Origin of the sequence: Pseudomonas putida, assembly GCF_050990305.1 — a bacterium.
Lineage (GTDB): Bacteria > Pseudomonadota > Gammaproteobacteria > Pseudomonadales > Pseudomonadaceae > Aquipseudomonas > Aquipseudomonas putida_AH.
Genome location: NZ_CP158817.1, coordinates 5,582,378 through 5,597,954 on the forward strand (window position 1 = coordinate 5,582,378; position 15,577 = coordinate 5,597,954).

Consider the following 15,577-nt stretch of genomic DNA (forward strand, 5'->3'; position numbering starts at 1 on the left):
CCTTCGCGGGCAAGCCTCGCGCCTACAGAATTTGCGCACGTCTGGAGGACGAACCCTGTAGGAGCGAGGCTTGCCCGCGAATACCCTAATCCACCAACGTACAGGCCATGACCACCGCATCTTCGCGCCCGCCGACCGCGGGATAATAATCCCGACGCCGACCGATCTCGTTGAAACCATAGCGCTCATACAACTTGAACGCAGCGGTGTTGCTGTCTCGCACTTCCAGGAAACATTCCCGTGCGTCGGCCTTGTAGGCGATCGACATCAGATGCTCCAGCAGCGTCAAACCCAGGCCACGGCCCTGGTTTTCCGGCTTGACGGTGATGTTCAGCAGGTGTGCCTCGTCGAGAATGATCTGCACCACACCGTGGCCAACCTGCTGCTGGCCTTCAAACATTAGCCAGATCTGATACTTGCCCAGCCCATCGAGAAAAATCCCCCGGGTCCAGGGGTGACTGTAGGCGGCGTATTCGATTTTCAGTACAGCGTCCAGGTCCGCCTCGATCATCGGGCGGAACGATACAGCATCACTCATTCGATTCTTTCCAGCGCGCCATCAGCCGACGCATGGCTTGCCAGACATCAGCCTTACGCTGTGGCTCTTCCATTAATGACTCCAGGCCCGGCAGGGCCCAGACCGAACCCAGGCCTTCGACCTGAAGTTCGCGGTTGTAGGATTCGGCGTTCGCCTCACCGGCAAAACGCACTGCCGGCAGACCGATCAGCCATAGACAGACACACGGTGCGTCTTCCAGTCGAGCCGAAAGAAAACCTTGCACGAAATCACGAGCAGCTTCCGGCCCCTGGTCCATGGAGCCACGCACCAGCAGCGGCCAGCGCACCGGCTCGCCGATGATTTGCGGGCTGTCCGGCAGACCGGCCGCGCGCAGCATGTCCTTGAGCAACAAATAGGCGGGGTCGCGGCTCTGAAAGGCTTCGCCTGTGGGTAACTCCACCAGCAGCAAGCAACGTCCGGCGCGCAACAGCTGCAGCGCAAAACGCGGTGGTGGCACAGGCGCTGGCTTGGCGACCACCGGCGCCTCCTCGGCGCCTTCTACCGGTTTGCTCGCCGCACGGGTGCCGGCCGGGGACGGACGTGGCACTTCGATCTTCGCCCGCTCTACCGGGCGCACAACAGGTTGTGCCGCGGTTTCTGCCTGTGGTGCCGGTACAACCGGCGCAACGACCAACGGCTCGGGCGGCGCCAGCAGTTCGGGCCGCGACGGCGCAGCAAAGGGCAATTCGGTACGCGGCAGCCAGTTGACCACCTGCATGGCGCTCAGATAGGCGCGGCGACGGGACTCGATAAGCAAAGGTCAGCCACTTGTGGATAACTAAAGTGGATGATTCTACCGCCCTTCGCTCAAGATCGCCCGCAGTTGATCGATAGTCTTCACCAACAGTCTCTGCACCTATAAAAAAGCGACAGCCCGTCCCGAGAGTGAATCGCATCGCGCCTGATGCAGTACAATCGCGGCTTTTAATCGCCAACCAGCCGGCCATTCCGATGATCGAACCCAAGCGCGTCTTGCGCGCCCTCGCTGAACACTGGGCACTTCTGGAGCCTCTGTGCGAGCACTTCGACCAAGGCACCCTGAGCCTCAACGAATTGCGTTCACAGTTGGCCGCCCAGCAACTGGACAGTACGCCGCAGGACATCACCAGCCTGCTGGACGTGTGGATTCGCCTCGATATTCTGGTTCCCGTGGCGAAAAGCCCGAACCGTTTCGAGCTCAATGCACAGATCCACGACTTCCTCGCTTACCTGCGCCGTGAACACCGCCTGGGCCTGTGCCTGGAGATCGAAGCCTACCTGCGCCACCTCGAACGCCTGGCCGGTTATATCCAGGACGCCTTCGACATCCGCGACGGCAACGACCTGGCCCGACAACTGCGCCTGCTCGACATGCGGGTTCGCGATGTACTGAAGAAACTCGATAACGACGAACAGGCCCTGGTGGCCGTCGCCGAACGGGCAAAAACCAGCGACCGGCAGATTCCGTTGCGCCAGCGTTACGCTGAAGTACTGGCGACCTGGGACGAATACGTCGAGCCGATGATTGATCTGGTGAACGCCGACGGCGCCTTCGAACAAGGCGTACGCAAGGTCGAAACCGTGCTATTGAAGATGCTCAGCGAACAGCAGCGCCTCGGCCATCTGGTTGACGATGACATGCTGTTGCGCACCCACGCGCGCATCCTCGAAATGCAGACCAGTGCCCAGTTGACCCTGCGTCATGCCCGCGAACTGCTGCTGCCGCTGCGTGAAGAAGCCCGCCGGCACAACGCCGTGACCCGTGGCGCTGCGCTGGCCCTGTCGATGATTCGTCGCAAAGGCATCGACGCCGTGCCGCAAGCGGCCATGCCCCTGTTCACACGACCGCAAAGTACCTTCCTGGGCAGCGCCAGCCAGGTTGAGGCCTACGTTTATGCCCTGGCCCGTTTCGAGCCGAAACCGGCACGCTTCCCCAAGGCGCACAAGACGCACAAGGGCGGCGATGCTCCCCGCGCACCGCGCACGGTCCGGGAGATGCTCGAGCGCTGCGAAGACGCCCTGCCCATGCCGGACCTGATGACCTGGTTGCTGGAACAGGAGCCGGACAGCGCCACCGACGAATTGCTGTACTGGTTCTCGCGCCTGTCCCGGGAGAAACGTTTCAAGCGCGAGCGCCTGGAACGCCGCGAGTACTACACACACGAGCACCAGGTGAGCCTGCGCTCCTTCGCCCTGCTCTCGGCCGGCAACGACGCCACCGAGAATTCTGCGAGCCCTCTCTCTGCAGGTACGTCCCATGCATCTTGATCTATCCGAACTGTCCCATCTGGCACCGATCTTTCGCGAGCTGTTCAAGGGTTACCACGTCAGCCGCCGCGACCCGGAACTGTACGCGCAATTGTCCAACTTTCAGGACCAGTACCGCACGCTGTTCAAGGCCCTGGGCTTTGAACTGGTCTGCGACACCCGTGGTTTCTACTACTTCGTGCCGGACCTCGCTGCCGCCGCCGTGAACAAGACTGCCCAGCGCCTGGCGCTGTTCACCTTCATCCTTGTCGAGCACCTGGCTGACCAGGGCCGCGACCCGATCTCCGTGCTGGATGGCGGCAGCCTGGGCCGCGAAGAGTTGCCGTCGTTGCTGGAAAAGTACCGCGACCTGTTTATCCAGGCCGAAGTGCAGACCCAGGATGAGTTGGAAGAAAAGATCATGCGCCGCATGACCCAACTCGGCTTTGCCAGCGAAGAAAACGGCGTTTACCGTTTCCTGCCACCGATGCACCGTTTCCTCGACGTTTGCCTGTCGGTACAGCAAGACCGCGATCTGGCAGCCAGCGTGCACAGCGTTCTGCCGCTGCCGACGCCCGTTCTGATCGACGAAGAAGCCGAAGCGAAATTCCTGAAGTCCGACGATCCGCTCGATCTGTCCGAGTTTGAAGAAGAAAGCGAAGAAGACGCACTGGCCCGCGCCATTGCCGAAGAACAGGAGCTCGACGCATGAGCAAGGAACGCTACGGTATCCGCCGCTTTGCCCTTCTGAATACCGCCGGCTATAGCCTCGGCCTGTTCCCGCTGGAGGAGCCGTTGTCGGTCTACGGTGCGAACAACCTCGGTAAATCCGCTTCGATCAACGCGCTGCAGTTCCCGATCTTGGCGCGCATGTCGGACATGAGCTTCGGCAAGTACAGCCTGGAACAATCCCGACGTTTCTACTTCGCCTCGGACACCAGTTACATCCTGGTGGAAGTCTCGCTGCCCCATGGCCCGCATGTGATCGGTGTGGTCGGTCGCGGCCCTGGGGGCGGTTTCAGTCACCAGTTCTTTGCTTACGCCGGCAAACTGGACCTGGCCCATTACCAGAAAAACGACACCTGCCTGCGCCAGAAAGAGTTGTTCACCAACCTTGAGCGCGAGGGCCTGAAAGCTTACGAGCTGAAGCCGGACGAGTTGCGCCGACTGCTGGTCGGTGGTCACACCTCGATTCCGCTGGACTTGACGCTGATTCCACTGCGTTCCACCAGCGAACAGAGCCTGAAGACCTTCCGCGCGTTGTTCATCAACCTGCTGCACATGCGCGAAATCACTGCGGCCAAGCTCAAGCAGCTGTTCCTCGATGCCTTCGAGCATAGCCTGCGTTCCGGCAGCGTGGACTACATCGCCGCGTGCGAAGAAGCCTTCCGCGATGTACGACGCATGGAGCAGGACTACAACTCCCTGGTCGCCGCCGGTCCATTGGTCGAAGCATTGGCCAACGGCGTGAAACAGCGCGACGTGCTGCGCGGCAAGCTGCATCGCCTGTCGCCACTGCTCGACTCGCTGCTCGGCACCTGGTCGGACTACGCCAGTGCGCGTAAGGAAGAACTGACCATCCAGGCCGAGCACTACCGTCGCGAGCAGGACGACCTGCAAAACGACCAACGTGGTGGCACTCAGGAACTGATGCGCCTGGAGCGGGAAATCACCGGCATCCAGCGCTGGCTTGGCGAGTTGTCCGTGCTCAAGCATCGCTTCGCCCTGGTCGACGACGTCAAGGTGCTGGAACAGCAATTGTTGGCGGCCAAGGATGCTCACGACGAATTGGCCGGTGCCCTGGCGCAATCCCGTCAGTTCAGCGCCGAAGATCTGGAAGAGCGCCTGCGAGATCTGGAAAAACGCCTGAAATCTGTCAAGCAGCAACTCGATCATGCTGACAACAACAGCTACGCCCGCCTGCGCGAAGAATTTTCGCAACAGGATGTCGAGCGCTTGATGCGCCTGTTCAACAGCGCACTGTTCAGCCTGCCGCTGGGTGAGCACGGCATTGCGCTGGATGACAACGGCGATTGGGTCAAATCCGTGGAGCTGATTCTCGACGGCTTCAAGGGCGAACGCTTCGAAGTGCCTGGCCTGTCCATCGACCTGTCGCACATCGAACCACCGGCTCTGCAAGCCCTGGCTGATCGGGCGGCGTTGCGCGACCAGAAAGAACGTCTGGAAAAAGAACTCAAGCAGCTGAAAACCCAGCAGGCCGTCGCCGCCGACCGCGCCGCGAGCAAGACTCAAACCGAGGCCTTGTATCAGCAAGTGCTGGATGCGCAGAAGGCCCTGGAGGATTTCCGTCGTACACAGACCTTGAGTGCCGAGGAAGGCGACAAACTCGAGCAGCTCGCGCAGATGGAGGCCGCGCAGGACGAATTGAAGCGCTCCAGCGATGCCTTCACCGAGCGTGTCCAGCAGCTCTCGGCGAAGTTGCAACTGGTCGGTCGGCAGATCGCCGATATGGAAGCCAAGCAACGCACCCTCGATGACGCCCTGCGCCGCCGTCAGTTGTTGCCAGCGGACCTGCCATTCGGCACGCCATTCATGGACCCGGTCGACGACTCCATGGACAACCTGCTGCCGCTGCTCAACGACTACCAGGACAGCTGGCAAGGCTTGCTGCGCGCTGACGGACAAATCGAAGCGCTGTACGCTCAGGTACGCCTCAAGGGTGTAGCCAAGTTCGACAGCGAAGACGACATGGAGCGTCGCCTGCAACTGCTGATCAACGCCTATGCACACCGCACCGATGAAGCCCTGACGCTGGGCAAGGCCCGCCGTGCAGCCGTAACCGACATCGCCCGGACCCTGCGCAACATTCGTAGCGATTACGACAGCCTCGAACATCAACTGGCGCTGTTCAACCGTGAGATCAACAAGCGCCAGGTGTCGAACCTGCAGAGCTTCCGCATCGTCCTCGCACCAAACAAGGAAGCGCTCAAGCACATCGACCAGATCATCCACAGTGCCGGCCAGTACGAAGAAGGCGAGACATTGTCGGTTTTCGACCTGAGCCAGAGTGCAGAGCAGGACAACAAAAACGAAGAGGCCAAGGAGTATCTGGCGCGACTGGTGGCCGCCAACCACAACCAGCTCGGCCTCAAGGACTTGTTCGAACTGGCGTTCGAGATCACCAAGGTCAACGGTCAACCGGTGATCCATACCGACATCGACGGCGCCGCGTCCAACGGTACCACCATGACCATCAAGGCGCTGACCAACATGTACCTGTTGCTGCACTTGATGGACCGCGACCTGGCCGGACGTGTGCGCTTGCCGTACTACCTCGACGAGGCGGCGGACATCGACGAGAAGAATCAGGCAGCGCTGCTGGAGACCAGCCTGCAACTGGGCTTCGTGCCGATCCTGGCGAGCGTGAAGCCGCAGGTCTGCGCCAGTGTGGCGATCGATCTGGAAGGCGGCAGCGGCCCGGCCGGCATCTACATCGACGAGGCAGACTGGAAGTACATTCGTCGTCATGATCAGGTGAAGGCGACCGTCAATGTCGAAGCCGATGAGCCGGAGCTGGATGCGGTTTGATTGGTTTTAGTTGATGGCAACAAAAAAGGCCGCGATCCAATGGATCGCGTCCTTTTTCATAGGTGAGTCATTTAGCTTTGCAGTGAACTCAAGGGCCTCTTCGCGGGCAAGCCCACTCCTACAGGGGTATCAGTTGTTCACAGATCTTTTAGACACCGCAACGTCCTGTGGGAGCGGGCTTGCCCGCGAAGGCGTCATCACAGACGACTGAAAAAACCTCTGTTATTTGCCGAGGGGAATCTTCGGCGCCCAAGTCAGCCATTCTTCTTCGAACTTATCGAACAGCGGGAACGTTTGTGCCGCTCGTGCCACGCTGCCCATACGATCACCGTCCGGCGTGGCAAACGCCACGCCACCCTGGATCATGGTTTCCAGCGATTCGGTACGCAGTGTCGCGCCCTTGAACAGACCAACATCGAAATCAAAACCGCTGGTGTTCCAGAATCGGGTACCACTACGCACCAACGGCGCGTACTTCGGTTCGATCAGGATGTGAATCAGCACCCGATCCGCTGTCTGGCCCAACTCATATCCCGTCACCTTGCCTACAGTGATTTCACGGTATGTCACTGGTACACCAGCCTTCAGAGAGCCGCGTCGAGCAGCACTCAACACCAAGCTAAGCCCCGCTTCCTGCTTGGCCGCCTCCGGCGGATTGGCCAGCGCGACGAAGGTTTTCTGCGGTCCGAGGTTTTTCGGTGCCGGCTGCACTTCGATGTATTGCCCGGTCACCAGCGTTTCAAGGTTGGAGGTTTTGATCAACCCCAACTCCGGCTTGACCACCCAGAACTCGCTGCCGACCCGGGCAATGCGCTCGGGCACTTCAGTAATGCGTGCCGTCAACAGCACCGATTGCAGATCATCGCTGAGGTCGACATTTTCGATCTTGCCGACATCCAGGCCCTTGAAGCGAATGGGTGTCCCGGCGCGCAAGCCATCGGCACGGTCAACCTTGATGGTGATCACTGCGCCTTTTTGCGTGGCGTCTTCGTGGCTGGCAAACAACTTGAAGCGAGGAATGCGTTTCTGCAGCGGCGCCTTTGCTTCCGGCGTTTCAAACGCAATGCCACCGGCCATCAGGCTTTGTAACGACTCGCTTTTAACCTGGATTCCGCCAGTCAACCCACCCGTGAGCGTAATGCCACTGGCATTCCAGAATCGCGTCGAGGCGTTGACCAGATTTTCGTACTCTTTCTCGATGTGGACACCGATCACCAACTGGTTTTTCTTGCGCGAAAACTGATAGCTCTGAACCGAGCCTACTTTGACCTGCTTGTAGAGCACCGGGCTTCCGACTTCCAGCGAACCGAGGTTTTCAGTGAACAACACCAGGTGCAGTCCCGGCGAACGCAAATCCAGCGGCGGCGCCTTGGGCCTTGCGACGAACTCACGCTGCGGTGCTGCACCTTTATCCCCAGGACGCACGGCGATGTAGTTACCTTTGACCAACGCCTCAAGCCCCGTGATGCCGGCAAGGGAGATCGAAGGCTTGACCACCCAGAACTGAGTGCCATCGACCAGGTAGTCCTCGGCCAACGGATCGAGCGTCAATTCGGCCGTGGCGCCGGACAGATCCGGATCAACCTTCAGCCCCTTGAGCGTGCCGACCTGAATACCTTTGTACATTACGGGTGTGCGACCGGCCTGCAAGCCTTCAAAATCGCTGAGCTTGACCTTGACCTTGATCCCCGCCGCTGCGGCATCGAAGTCTTCGTAGAGACGGAACGGCAGGCTCGGATCGGTCGGTGGGCTGTCTTTGCGGTTTTCCGGTGTGGCAAAGGCAATACCGCCAGCGACGATGCTGGCCAGGGATTCGCTGCGCACTTTAACGCCGGACAGATTGGCGTCGATGCTGATACCGCTGGCGTTCCAGAAGCGCGTGTGTTTGCGCACCAATTTGGCGTAAGTCGGCTCGATGAACACCTTCAGTTCAACAGTGCTCTGATCCTCGGATAGCAAGTAACTCTTGATCTGGCCGACCTTGATTTGCTTGTAAAACACTGGGCTGCCTCGGTTTAGCGACCCCAGTCGATCAGCCTTGATCGTCAGGTGCAGGCCAGGTTGGGCGTCGGATAATGGCGGTTCTTCGGCCAGTGCCTTGAACTTGCGGGTCGGCTCGCCTTCGCCCGGGCTGACCGCGACGTAATTGCCGGAAACAAGCGTCTCCAGCCCCGTAATACCGGCCAGGCTCACGCTCGGCTTGACCAGCCAGAAACGCGTACTGGTACGTAGGTACTGCTCCACATCCTTGTTCATCTCGATGGTGGCTATGACGCCCTTGGACGCGCCCTCGTCATCCAGCTTGAGCGCCTTCACCTTACCGACCGACATGCCTTTGTAGACCACTTCGGTTTTGTTGGCTTGAATGCCTTCGCCGCTTTCGAAGCGTACCTGGACTTCGATACCTGTCTCGTTATAGGCACGCCAGCCAAGCCAGCCACCGATGATCAAGGCGATCAGGGGCAATACCCAGATGGCGGACCAGTTCGAGGCTGGTCGGGTTTTCGCTACAGGCAAATCAGTCATGGTCGTCGTCCGACTCCGTGTTATCCCAAATCAGTCGGGGATCGAAAGTTACTGCGGCAAGCATTGTCAAAATCACCACACTGGCGAAGGCGATAGCGCCTAGATCGGCCTCAATACTGGCAAGCCGTCCAAAATTCACGAGCGCCACCAGGATCGCGATCACGAAGATATCAAGCATCGACCAGCGGCCAATGAACTCAATGAAGCGGTACATCCAGATGCGTTGTCGGGCCGAGAGAGGCTGACGGCGTTGCACGGAATACAACAGGAGTGCAATGCCAACCAATTTGAAGGTGGGCACCAGGATGCTCGCGATAAACACCACGGCTGCGATGGGAATCATGCCGTGCTGAACCAGGAGAATTACACCGGACATGATGGTGCTGGGATCGCCTTTGCCCAGTGAGTTTATGGTCATAATCGGCAGCACATTGGCCGGGATATAGAGAATTGCCGCCGTGATCAGCAACGCCCAGGTCCGCGCCAGGCTGTTTGGACGTCGAGCATGAACCAGCGCACCACAGCGAGTGCAGACCTGTTCATCCGTATCAGCTTCCTGTCTGTTCAATTCATGGCATTCGGCACAAATCAGAATGCCTGCATCAATCGCCCGCATGGGCATCCTCTCCTGATAACGCCTGCCAGATCTGATGAGGCGACATCACGACCTCCAACCAGACCTGGACCAATAACAATCCGATGAAGCATGCCAGCCCCAGACCTAAGGTCATGGCTGCCATATCTGCCAGTTTTACGATTGCCACCAACACGCCCATGAGGTAGACCTCAAGCATTCCCCAGTCGCGTAGGTGGTGATAAATCCGATAGAGCAACAAGCCGTAACTGCGTCCAACATCAAAACGGATAGTCAGCAGGACGGCCAGTTGGCAGAGCAGTTTGAGCAGCGGAATCCCCATGCTGCACAGGAACACGACCACGGACACGCCTTGCATGCCCGTGTTGAAAAGGCCGAGAACACCACTCCAGACAGTATCCTGCGATGACTGCCCGAGTAGATTGAGCTGCATGATGGGTAAAAAGTTCGCCGGGATGTACAGCAACAGTGCGGCAATCACCAAGGCGAGGCTGCGCTGCACGACGTTGTATCGATGGGCGTAGAGCTCGTAACCACAGCGCGGGCACAGGGCTTTCTCACCATGAGTGAGCTCAGGCTTGCGCATCAGCAAGTCGCACTCATGACACGCCACCAAATCGTCCAGCGGTAATTCTGACAGCCCGGAGGCGTCAACCGGATCTGGCATAAAGGCTCTGGCTCCGAAAAAGTTGGGACTATTCTAGTGCCCTGAATCGAAAATAACTGTGCAATTTGTGCGAACATCGTGCTTTTACAGCGGGCAAAAACAAAACCCCTACCTGCATACGCAGATAGGGGTTTCGGAATTTAATCTTGACGATGACCTACTCTCACATGGGGAAACCCCACACTACCATCGGCGATGCATCGTTTCACTTCTGAGTTCGGGATGGGATCAGGTGGTTCCAATGCTCTATGGTCGTCAAGAAATTCTTGAGCCGGGCCGTCTTGCGACGTTCCAGCGAATTGGGTATGTGACAGCTTTCGGTGATTTGCGAGTTACGCGAACTTTCGGTTCATTGCGTCTTCACACACCGCAATCTGATGCTCTTTCGAGTAGTCAAATTGCTTGGGTGTTATATGGTCAAGCCTCACGGGCAATTAGTATTGGTTAGCTCAACGCCTCACAGCGCTTACACACCCAACCTATCAACGTCGTAGTCTTCGACGGCCCTTCAGGGAACTCAAGGTTCCAGTGAGATCTCATCTTGAGGCAAGTTTCCCGCTTAGATGCTTTCAGCGGTTATCTTTTCCGAACATAGCTACCCGGCAATGCCACTGGCGTGACAACCGGAACACCAGAGGTTCGTCCACTCCGGTCCTCTCGTACTAGGAGCAGCCCCTCTCAAATCTCAAACGTCCACGGCAGATAGGGACCGAACTGTCTCACGACGTTCTAAACCCAGCTCGCGTACCACTTTAAATGGCGAACAGCCATACCCTTGGGACCGGCTTCAGCCCCAGGATGTGATGAGCCGACATCGAGGTGCCAAACACCGCCGTCGATATGAACTCTTGGGCGGTATCAGCCTGTTATCCCCGGAGTACCTTTTATCCGTTGAGCGATGGCCCTTCCATACAGAACCACCGGATCACTAAGACCTACTTTCGTACCTGCTCGACGTGTCTGTCTCGCAGTCAAGCGCGCTTTTGCCTTTATACTCTACGACCGATTTCCGACCGGTCTGAGCGCACCTTCGTACTCCTCCGTTACTCTTTAGGAGGAGACCGCCCCAGTCAAACTACCCACCATACACTGTCCTCGATCCGGATAACGGACCTGAGTTAGAACCTCAAAGTTGCCAGGGTGGTATTTCAAGGATGGCTCCACGCAGACTGGCGTCCACGCTTCAAAGCCTCCCACCTATCCTACACAAGCAAATTCAAAGTCCAGTGCAAAGCTATAGTAAAGGTTCACGGGGTCTTTCCGTCTAGCCGCGGATACACTGCATCTTCACAGCGATTTCAATTTCACTGAGTCTCGGGTGGAGACAGCGCCGCCATCGTTACGCCATTCGTGCAGGTCGGAACTTACCCGACAAGGAATTTCGCTACCTTAGGACCGTTATAGTTACGGCCGCCGTTTACCGGGGCTTCGATCAAGAGCTTCGCGTTAGCTAACCCCATCAATTAACCTTCCGGCACCGGGCAGGCGTCACACCCTATACGTCCACTTTCGTGTTTGCAGAGTGCTGTGTTTTTAATAAACAGTCGCAGCGGCCTGGTATCTTCGACCGGCGTGAGCTTACGCAGCAAGTGCTTCACCCTCACCGGCGCACCTTCTCCCGAAGTTACGGTGCCATTTTGCCTAGTTCCTTCACCCGAGTTCTCTCAAGCGCCTTGGTATTCTCTACCCAACCACCTGTGTCGGTTTGGGGTACGGTTCCCGGTTATCTGAAGCTTAGAAGCTTTTCTTGGAAGCATGGCATCAACCACTTCGTCACCCAAAGGGTAACTCGTCATCAGCTCTCGGCCTTAGAATCCCGGATTTACCTAAGATTCCAGCCTACCACCTTAAACTTGGACAACCAACGCCAAGCTGGCCTAGCCTTCTCCGTCCCTCCATCGCAATAACCGGAAGTACAGGAATATTAACCTGTTTTCCATCGACTACGCTTTTCAGCCTCGCCTTAGGGACCGACTAACCCTGCGTCGATTAACGTTGCGCAGGAAACCTTGGTCTTTCGGCGTGGGTGTTTTTCACACCCATTGTCGTTACTCATGTCAGCATTCGCACTTCTGATACCTCCAGCAAGCTTCTCAACTCACCTTCACAGGCTTACAGAACGCTCCTCTACCGCATCACCTAAGTGATACCCGTAGCTTCGGTGTATGGTTTGAGCCCCGTTACATCTTCCGCGCAGGCCGACTCGACTAGTGAGCTATTACGCTTTCTTTAAAGGGTGGCTGCTTCTAAGCCAACCTCCTAGCTGTCTAAGCCTTCCCACATCGTTTCCCACTTAACCATAACTTTGGGACCTTAGCTGACGGTCTGGGTTGTTTCCCTTTTCACGACGGACGTTAGCACCCGCCGTGTGTCTCCCATGCTCGGCACTTGTAGGTATTCGGAGTTTGCATCGGTTTGGTAAGTCGGGATGACCCCCTAGCCGAAACAGTGCTCTACCCCCTACAGTGATACATGAGGCGCTACCTAAATAGCTTTCGAGGAGAACCAGCTATCTCCGAGCTTGATTAGCCTTTCACTCCGATCCACAGGTCATCCGCTAACTTTTCAACGGTAGTCGGTTCGGTCCTCCAGTCAGTGTTACCTAACCTTCAACCTGCCCATGGATAGATCGCCCGGTTTCGGGTCTATTCCCAGCGACTAGACGCCCTATTAAGACTCGCTTTCGCTACGCCTCCCCTATTCGGTTAAGCTCGCCACTGAAAATAAGTCGCTGACCCATTATACAAAAGGTACGCAGTCACAGAACAAAGTCTGCTCCCACTGCTTGTACGCATACGGTTTCAGGATCTATTTCACTCCCCTCTCCGGGGTTCTTTTCGCCTTTCCCTCACGGTACTAGTTCACTATCGGTCAGTCAGTAGTATTTAGCCTTGGAGGATGGTCCCCCCATATTCAGACAAAGTTTCTCGTGCTCCGTCCTACTCGATTTCATGACTAAGAGATTTTCGCGTACAGGGCTATCACCCACTATGGCCGCACTTTCCAGAGCGTTCCGCTAATCTCAAAGCCACTTAAGGGCTAGTCCCCGTTCGCTCGCCACTACTAAGGGAATCTCGGTTGATTTCTTTTCCTCAGGGTACTTAGATGTTTCAGTTCCCCTGGTTCGCCTCTTGCACCTATGTATTCAGTACAAGATAACCATCTTATGATGGCTGGGTTCCCCCATTCAGACATCTCCGGATCAAAGTCTGTTTGCCGACTCCCCGAAGCTTTTCGCAGGCTACCACGTCTTTCATCGCCTCTGACTGCCAAGGCATCCACCGTATGCGCTTCTTCACTTGACCATATAACCCCAAGCAATCTGGTTATACTATGAAGACGACATTCGCCGAAAATTCGCAAAACTCTTAAGAGTCACTCACAAATTTTACCTTAGCCTGAACATACACCAGTGAAAGTGCTGTTCAGTCTATCTTTCTATCACATACCCAAATTTTTAAAGAACGATCTAGTCAAAGACTAGAAATCAACATTCACCATCACTCGATGGAATGCTCATTTCTAAGCTCTTACTTCAGAAGCAGTAGTGGTGGAGCCAAGCGGGATCGAACCGCTGACCTCCTGCGTGCAAGGCAGGCGCTCTCCCAGCTGAGCTATGGCCCCGTATTTCTACAGGCGTTTCCCACACAAAATTGGTGGGTCTGGGCAGATTCGAACTGCCGACCTCACCCTTATCAGGGGTGCGCTCTAACCAACTGAGCTACAGACCCAATTTCGGGCTGCTTCTATCGTCTTCTTCAATGAATCAAGCAATTCGTGTGGGAGCTTATGGTACAGCTGAGTCGTCGATTAAGGAGGTGATCCAGCCGCAGGTTCCCCTACGGCTACCTTGTTACGACTTCACCCCAGTCATGAATCACACCGTGGTAACCGTCCCCCCGAAGGTTAGACTAGCTACTTCTGGTGCAACCCACTCCCATGGTGTGACGGGCGGTGTGTACAAGGCCCGGGAACGTATTCACCGCGACATTCTGATTCGCGATTACTAGCGATTCCGACTTCACGCAGTCGAGTTGCAGACTGCGATCCGGACTACGATCGGTTTTATGGGATTAGCTCCACCTCGCGGCTTGGCAACCCTCTGTACCGACCATTGTAGCACGTGTGTAGCCCAGGCCGTAAGGGCCATGATGACTTGACGTCATCCCCACCTTCCTCCGGTTTGTCACCGGCAGTCTCCTTAGAGTGCCCACCATAACGTGCTGGTAACTAAGGACAAGGGTTGCGCTCGTTACGGGACTTAACCCAACATCTCACGACACGAGCTGACGACAGCCATGCAGCACCTGTCTCAATGTTCCCGAAGGCACCAATCCATCTCTGGAAAGTTCATTGGATGTCAAGGCCTGGTAAGGTTCTTCGCGTTGCTTCGAATTAAACCACATGCTCCACCGCTTGTGCGGGCCCCCGTCAATTCATTTGAGTTTTAACCTTGCGGCCGTACTCCCCAGGCGGTCAACTTAATGCGTTAGCTGCGCCACTAAGAGCTCAAGGCTCCCAACGGCTAGTTGACATCGTTTACGGCGTGGACTACCAGGGTATCTAATCCTGTTTGCTCCCCACGCTTTCGCACCTCAGTGTCAGTATCAGTCCAGGTGGTCGCCTTCGCCACTGGTGTTCCTTCCTATATCTACGCATTTCACCGCTACACAGGAAATTCCACCACCCTCTACCATACTCTAGCTTGTCAGTTTTGAATGCAGTTCCCAGGTTGAGCCCGGGGCTTTCACATCCAACTTAACAAACCACCTACGCGCGCTTTACGCCCAGTAATTCCGATTAACGCTTGCACCCTCTGTATTACCGCGGCTGCTGGCACAGAGTTAGCCGGTGCTTATTCTGTCGGTAACGTCAAAATTGCAGAGTATTAATCTACAACCCTTCCTCCCAACTTAAAGTGCTTTACAATCCGAAGACCTTCTTCACACACGCGGCATGGCTGGATCAGGCTTTCGCCCATTGTCCAATATTCCCCACTGCTGCCTCCCGTAGGAGTCTGGACCGTGTCTCAGTTCCAGTGTGACTGATCATCCTCTCAGACCAGTTACGGATCGTCGCCTTGGTGAGCCATTACCTCACCAACTAGCTAATCCGACCTAGGCTCATCTGATAGCGCAAGGCCCGAAGGTCCCCTGCTTTCTCCCGTAGGACGTATGCGGTATTAGCGTCCCTTTCGAGACGTTGTCCCCCACTACCAGGCAGATTCCTAGGCATTACTCACCCGTCCGCCGCTGAATCCAGGAGCAAGCTCCTTTCATCCGCTCGACTTGCATGTGTTAGGCCTGCCGCCAGCGTTCAATCTGAGCCATGATCAAACTCTTCAGTTCAAACATCTTTGGGTTTTGAGAAAACCCTAAACTTGGCTCAGCAATCGTTGGTTACATCTTTGATTTCTCGCGAAGTAACTTGTGATGCTGATAATCTGTTGACTAGC

8 protein-coding genes, 2 tRNA genes and 3 rRNA genes are annotated in these 15,577 nt (G+C 56.6%); 3 read left to right on the top strand and 10 right to left on the bottom strand.

The annotated features are described in order from the left end of the window. Nucleotides 1-85 precede the first annotated feature (85 nt). Both rimI and ABTV22_RS25345 read right to left on the bottom strand, forming a co-directional pair. Nucleotides 86-538 carry a ribosomal protein S18-alanine N-acetyltransferase gene (gene rimI / locus ABTV22_RS25340; RefSeq protein WP_433737128.1) on the bottom strand — a complete coding sequence of 151 codons (453 nt, stop codon included), beginning with the start codon at nt 536-538 and terminating at the stop codon, nt 86-88. Continuing rightward, nucleotides 531-1,277: an energy transducer TonB gene (locus ABTV22_RS25345; protein ID WP_433741509.1), complete on the bottom strand. Its 747-nt coding sequence runs from the start codon at nt 1,275-1,277 to the stop codon at nt 531-533. The genes rimI and ABTV22_RS25345 overlap by 8 nt, the downstream gene beginning before the upstream one ends. Before the next feature lie 233 nt (nt 1,278-1,510). On the opposite strand from ABTV22_RS25345, the gene mksB reads away from it, so the two are divergent. Genes mksB through mksF form a run of 3 tightly spaced genes read left to right on the top strand, consistent with a single transcriptional unit; the run spans nt 1,511 to nt 6,334 of the window. After that, nucleotides 1,511-2,806 carry an Mks condensin complex protein MksB gene (gene mksB, locus ABTV22_RS25350; protein ID WP_433737129.1) on the top strand — a complete coding sequence of 432 codons (1,296 nt, stop codon included), beginning with the start codon at nt 1,511-1,513 and terminating at the stop codon, nt 2,804-2,806. Then, complete coding sequence (mksE, locus tag ABTV22_RS25355) at nt 2,796-3,497, top strand: Mks condensin complex protein MksE (protein ID WP_433737130.1); 702 nt, start codon at nt 2,796-2,798, stop codon at nt 3,495-3,497. The genes mksB and mksE overlap by 11 nt, the downstream gene beginning before the upstream one ends. Further along, on the top strand, nt 3,494-6,334 hold the full coding sequence (mksF, locus tag ABTV22_RS25360; protein WP_433737131.1) for an Mks condensin complex protein MksF: 2,841 nt from the start codon (nt 3,494-3,496) through the stop codon (nt 6,332-6,334). Before mksE ends, mksF begins: the two co-directional genes overlap by 4 nt. A gap of 222 nt (nt 6,335-6,556) precedes the next feature. Here mksF and ABTV22_RS25365 read toward each other — a convergent pair whose 3' ends face one another. The 8 genes from ABTV22_RS25365 to ABTV22_RS25400 all read right to left on the bottom strand — a co-directional run bounded on the left by ABTV22_RS25365 (nt 6,557) and on the right by ABTV22_RS25400 (nt 15,470). After that, nucleotides 6,557-8,860, bottom strand: coding sequence for an intermembrane transport protein PqiB (locus ABTV22_RS25365; protein ID WP_433737132.1), 2,304 nt, complete (start codon nt 8,858-8,860; stop codon nt 6,557-6,559). Next, a complete protein-coding gene (locus tag ABTV22_RS25370; protein WP_433737133.1) occupies nt 8,853-9,476 on the bottom strand; it encodes a paraquat-inducible protein A in 624 nt (207 codons plus the stop codon). The genes ABTV22_RS25365 and ABTV22_RS25370 overlap by 8 nt, the downstream gene beginning before the upstream one ends. Further along, nucleotides 9,463-10,122 (bottom strand): paraquat-inducible protein A, encoded by a 660-nt coding sequence (locus tag ABTV22_RS25375; protein ID WP_433737134.1) that lies wholly within the window; start codon nt 10,120-10,122, stop codon nt 9,463-9,465. Before ABTV22_RS25375 ends, ABTV22_RS25370 begins: the two co-directional genes overlap by 14 nt. 144 nt (nt 10,123-10,266) lie before the next feature. Further along, a 5S ribosomal RNA gene (rrf, locus tag ABTV22_RS25380) occupies nt 10,267-10,382 on the bottom strand. A 153-nt stretch (nt 10,383-10,535) separates the two neighbouring features. Beyond that, nucleotides 10,536-13,427: ribosomal RNA gene (locus tag ABTV22_RS25385) — 23S ribosomal RNA — on the bottom strand. Nucleotides 13,428-13,670: 243 nt separating this feature from the next. Further along, nucleotides 13,671-13,746, bottom strand: a tRNA-Ala gene (locus tag ABTV22_RS25390). Nucleotides 13,747-13,776: 30 nt separating this feature from the next. Further along, nucleotides 13,777-13,853 (bottom strand) — tRNA-Ile (locus ABTV22_RS25395). 80 nt (nt 13,854-13,933) lie between these two features. Then, nucleotides 13,934-15,470 (bottom strand): 16S ribosomal RNA (locus tag ABTV22_RS25400). The 16S, 23S and 5S rRNA genes sit together here with 2 tRNA genes alongside, the layout of an rRNA operon. Nucleotides 15,471-15,577: the final 107 nt, after the last annotated feature.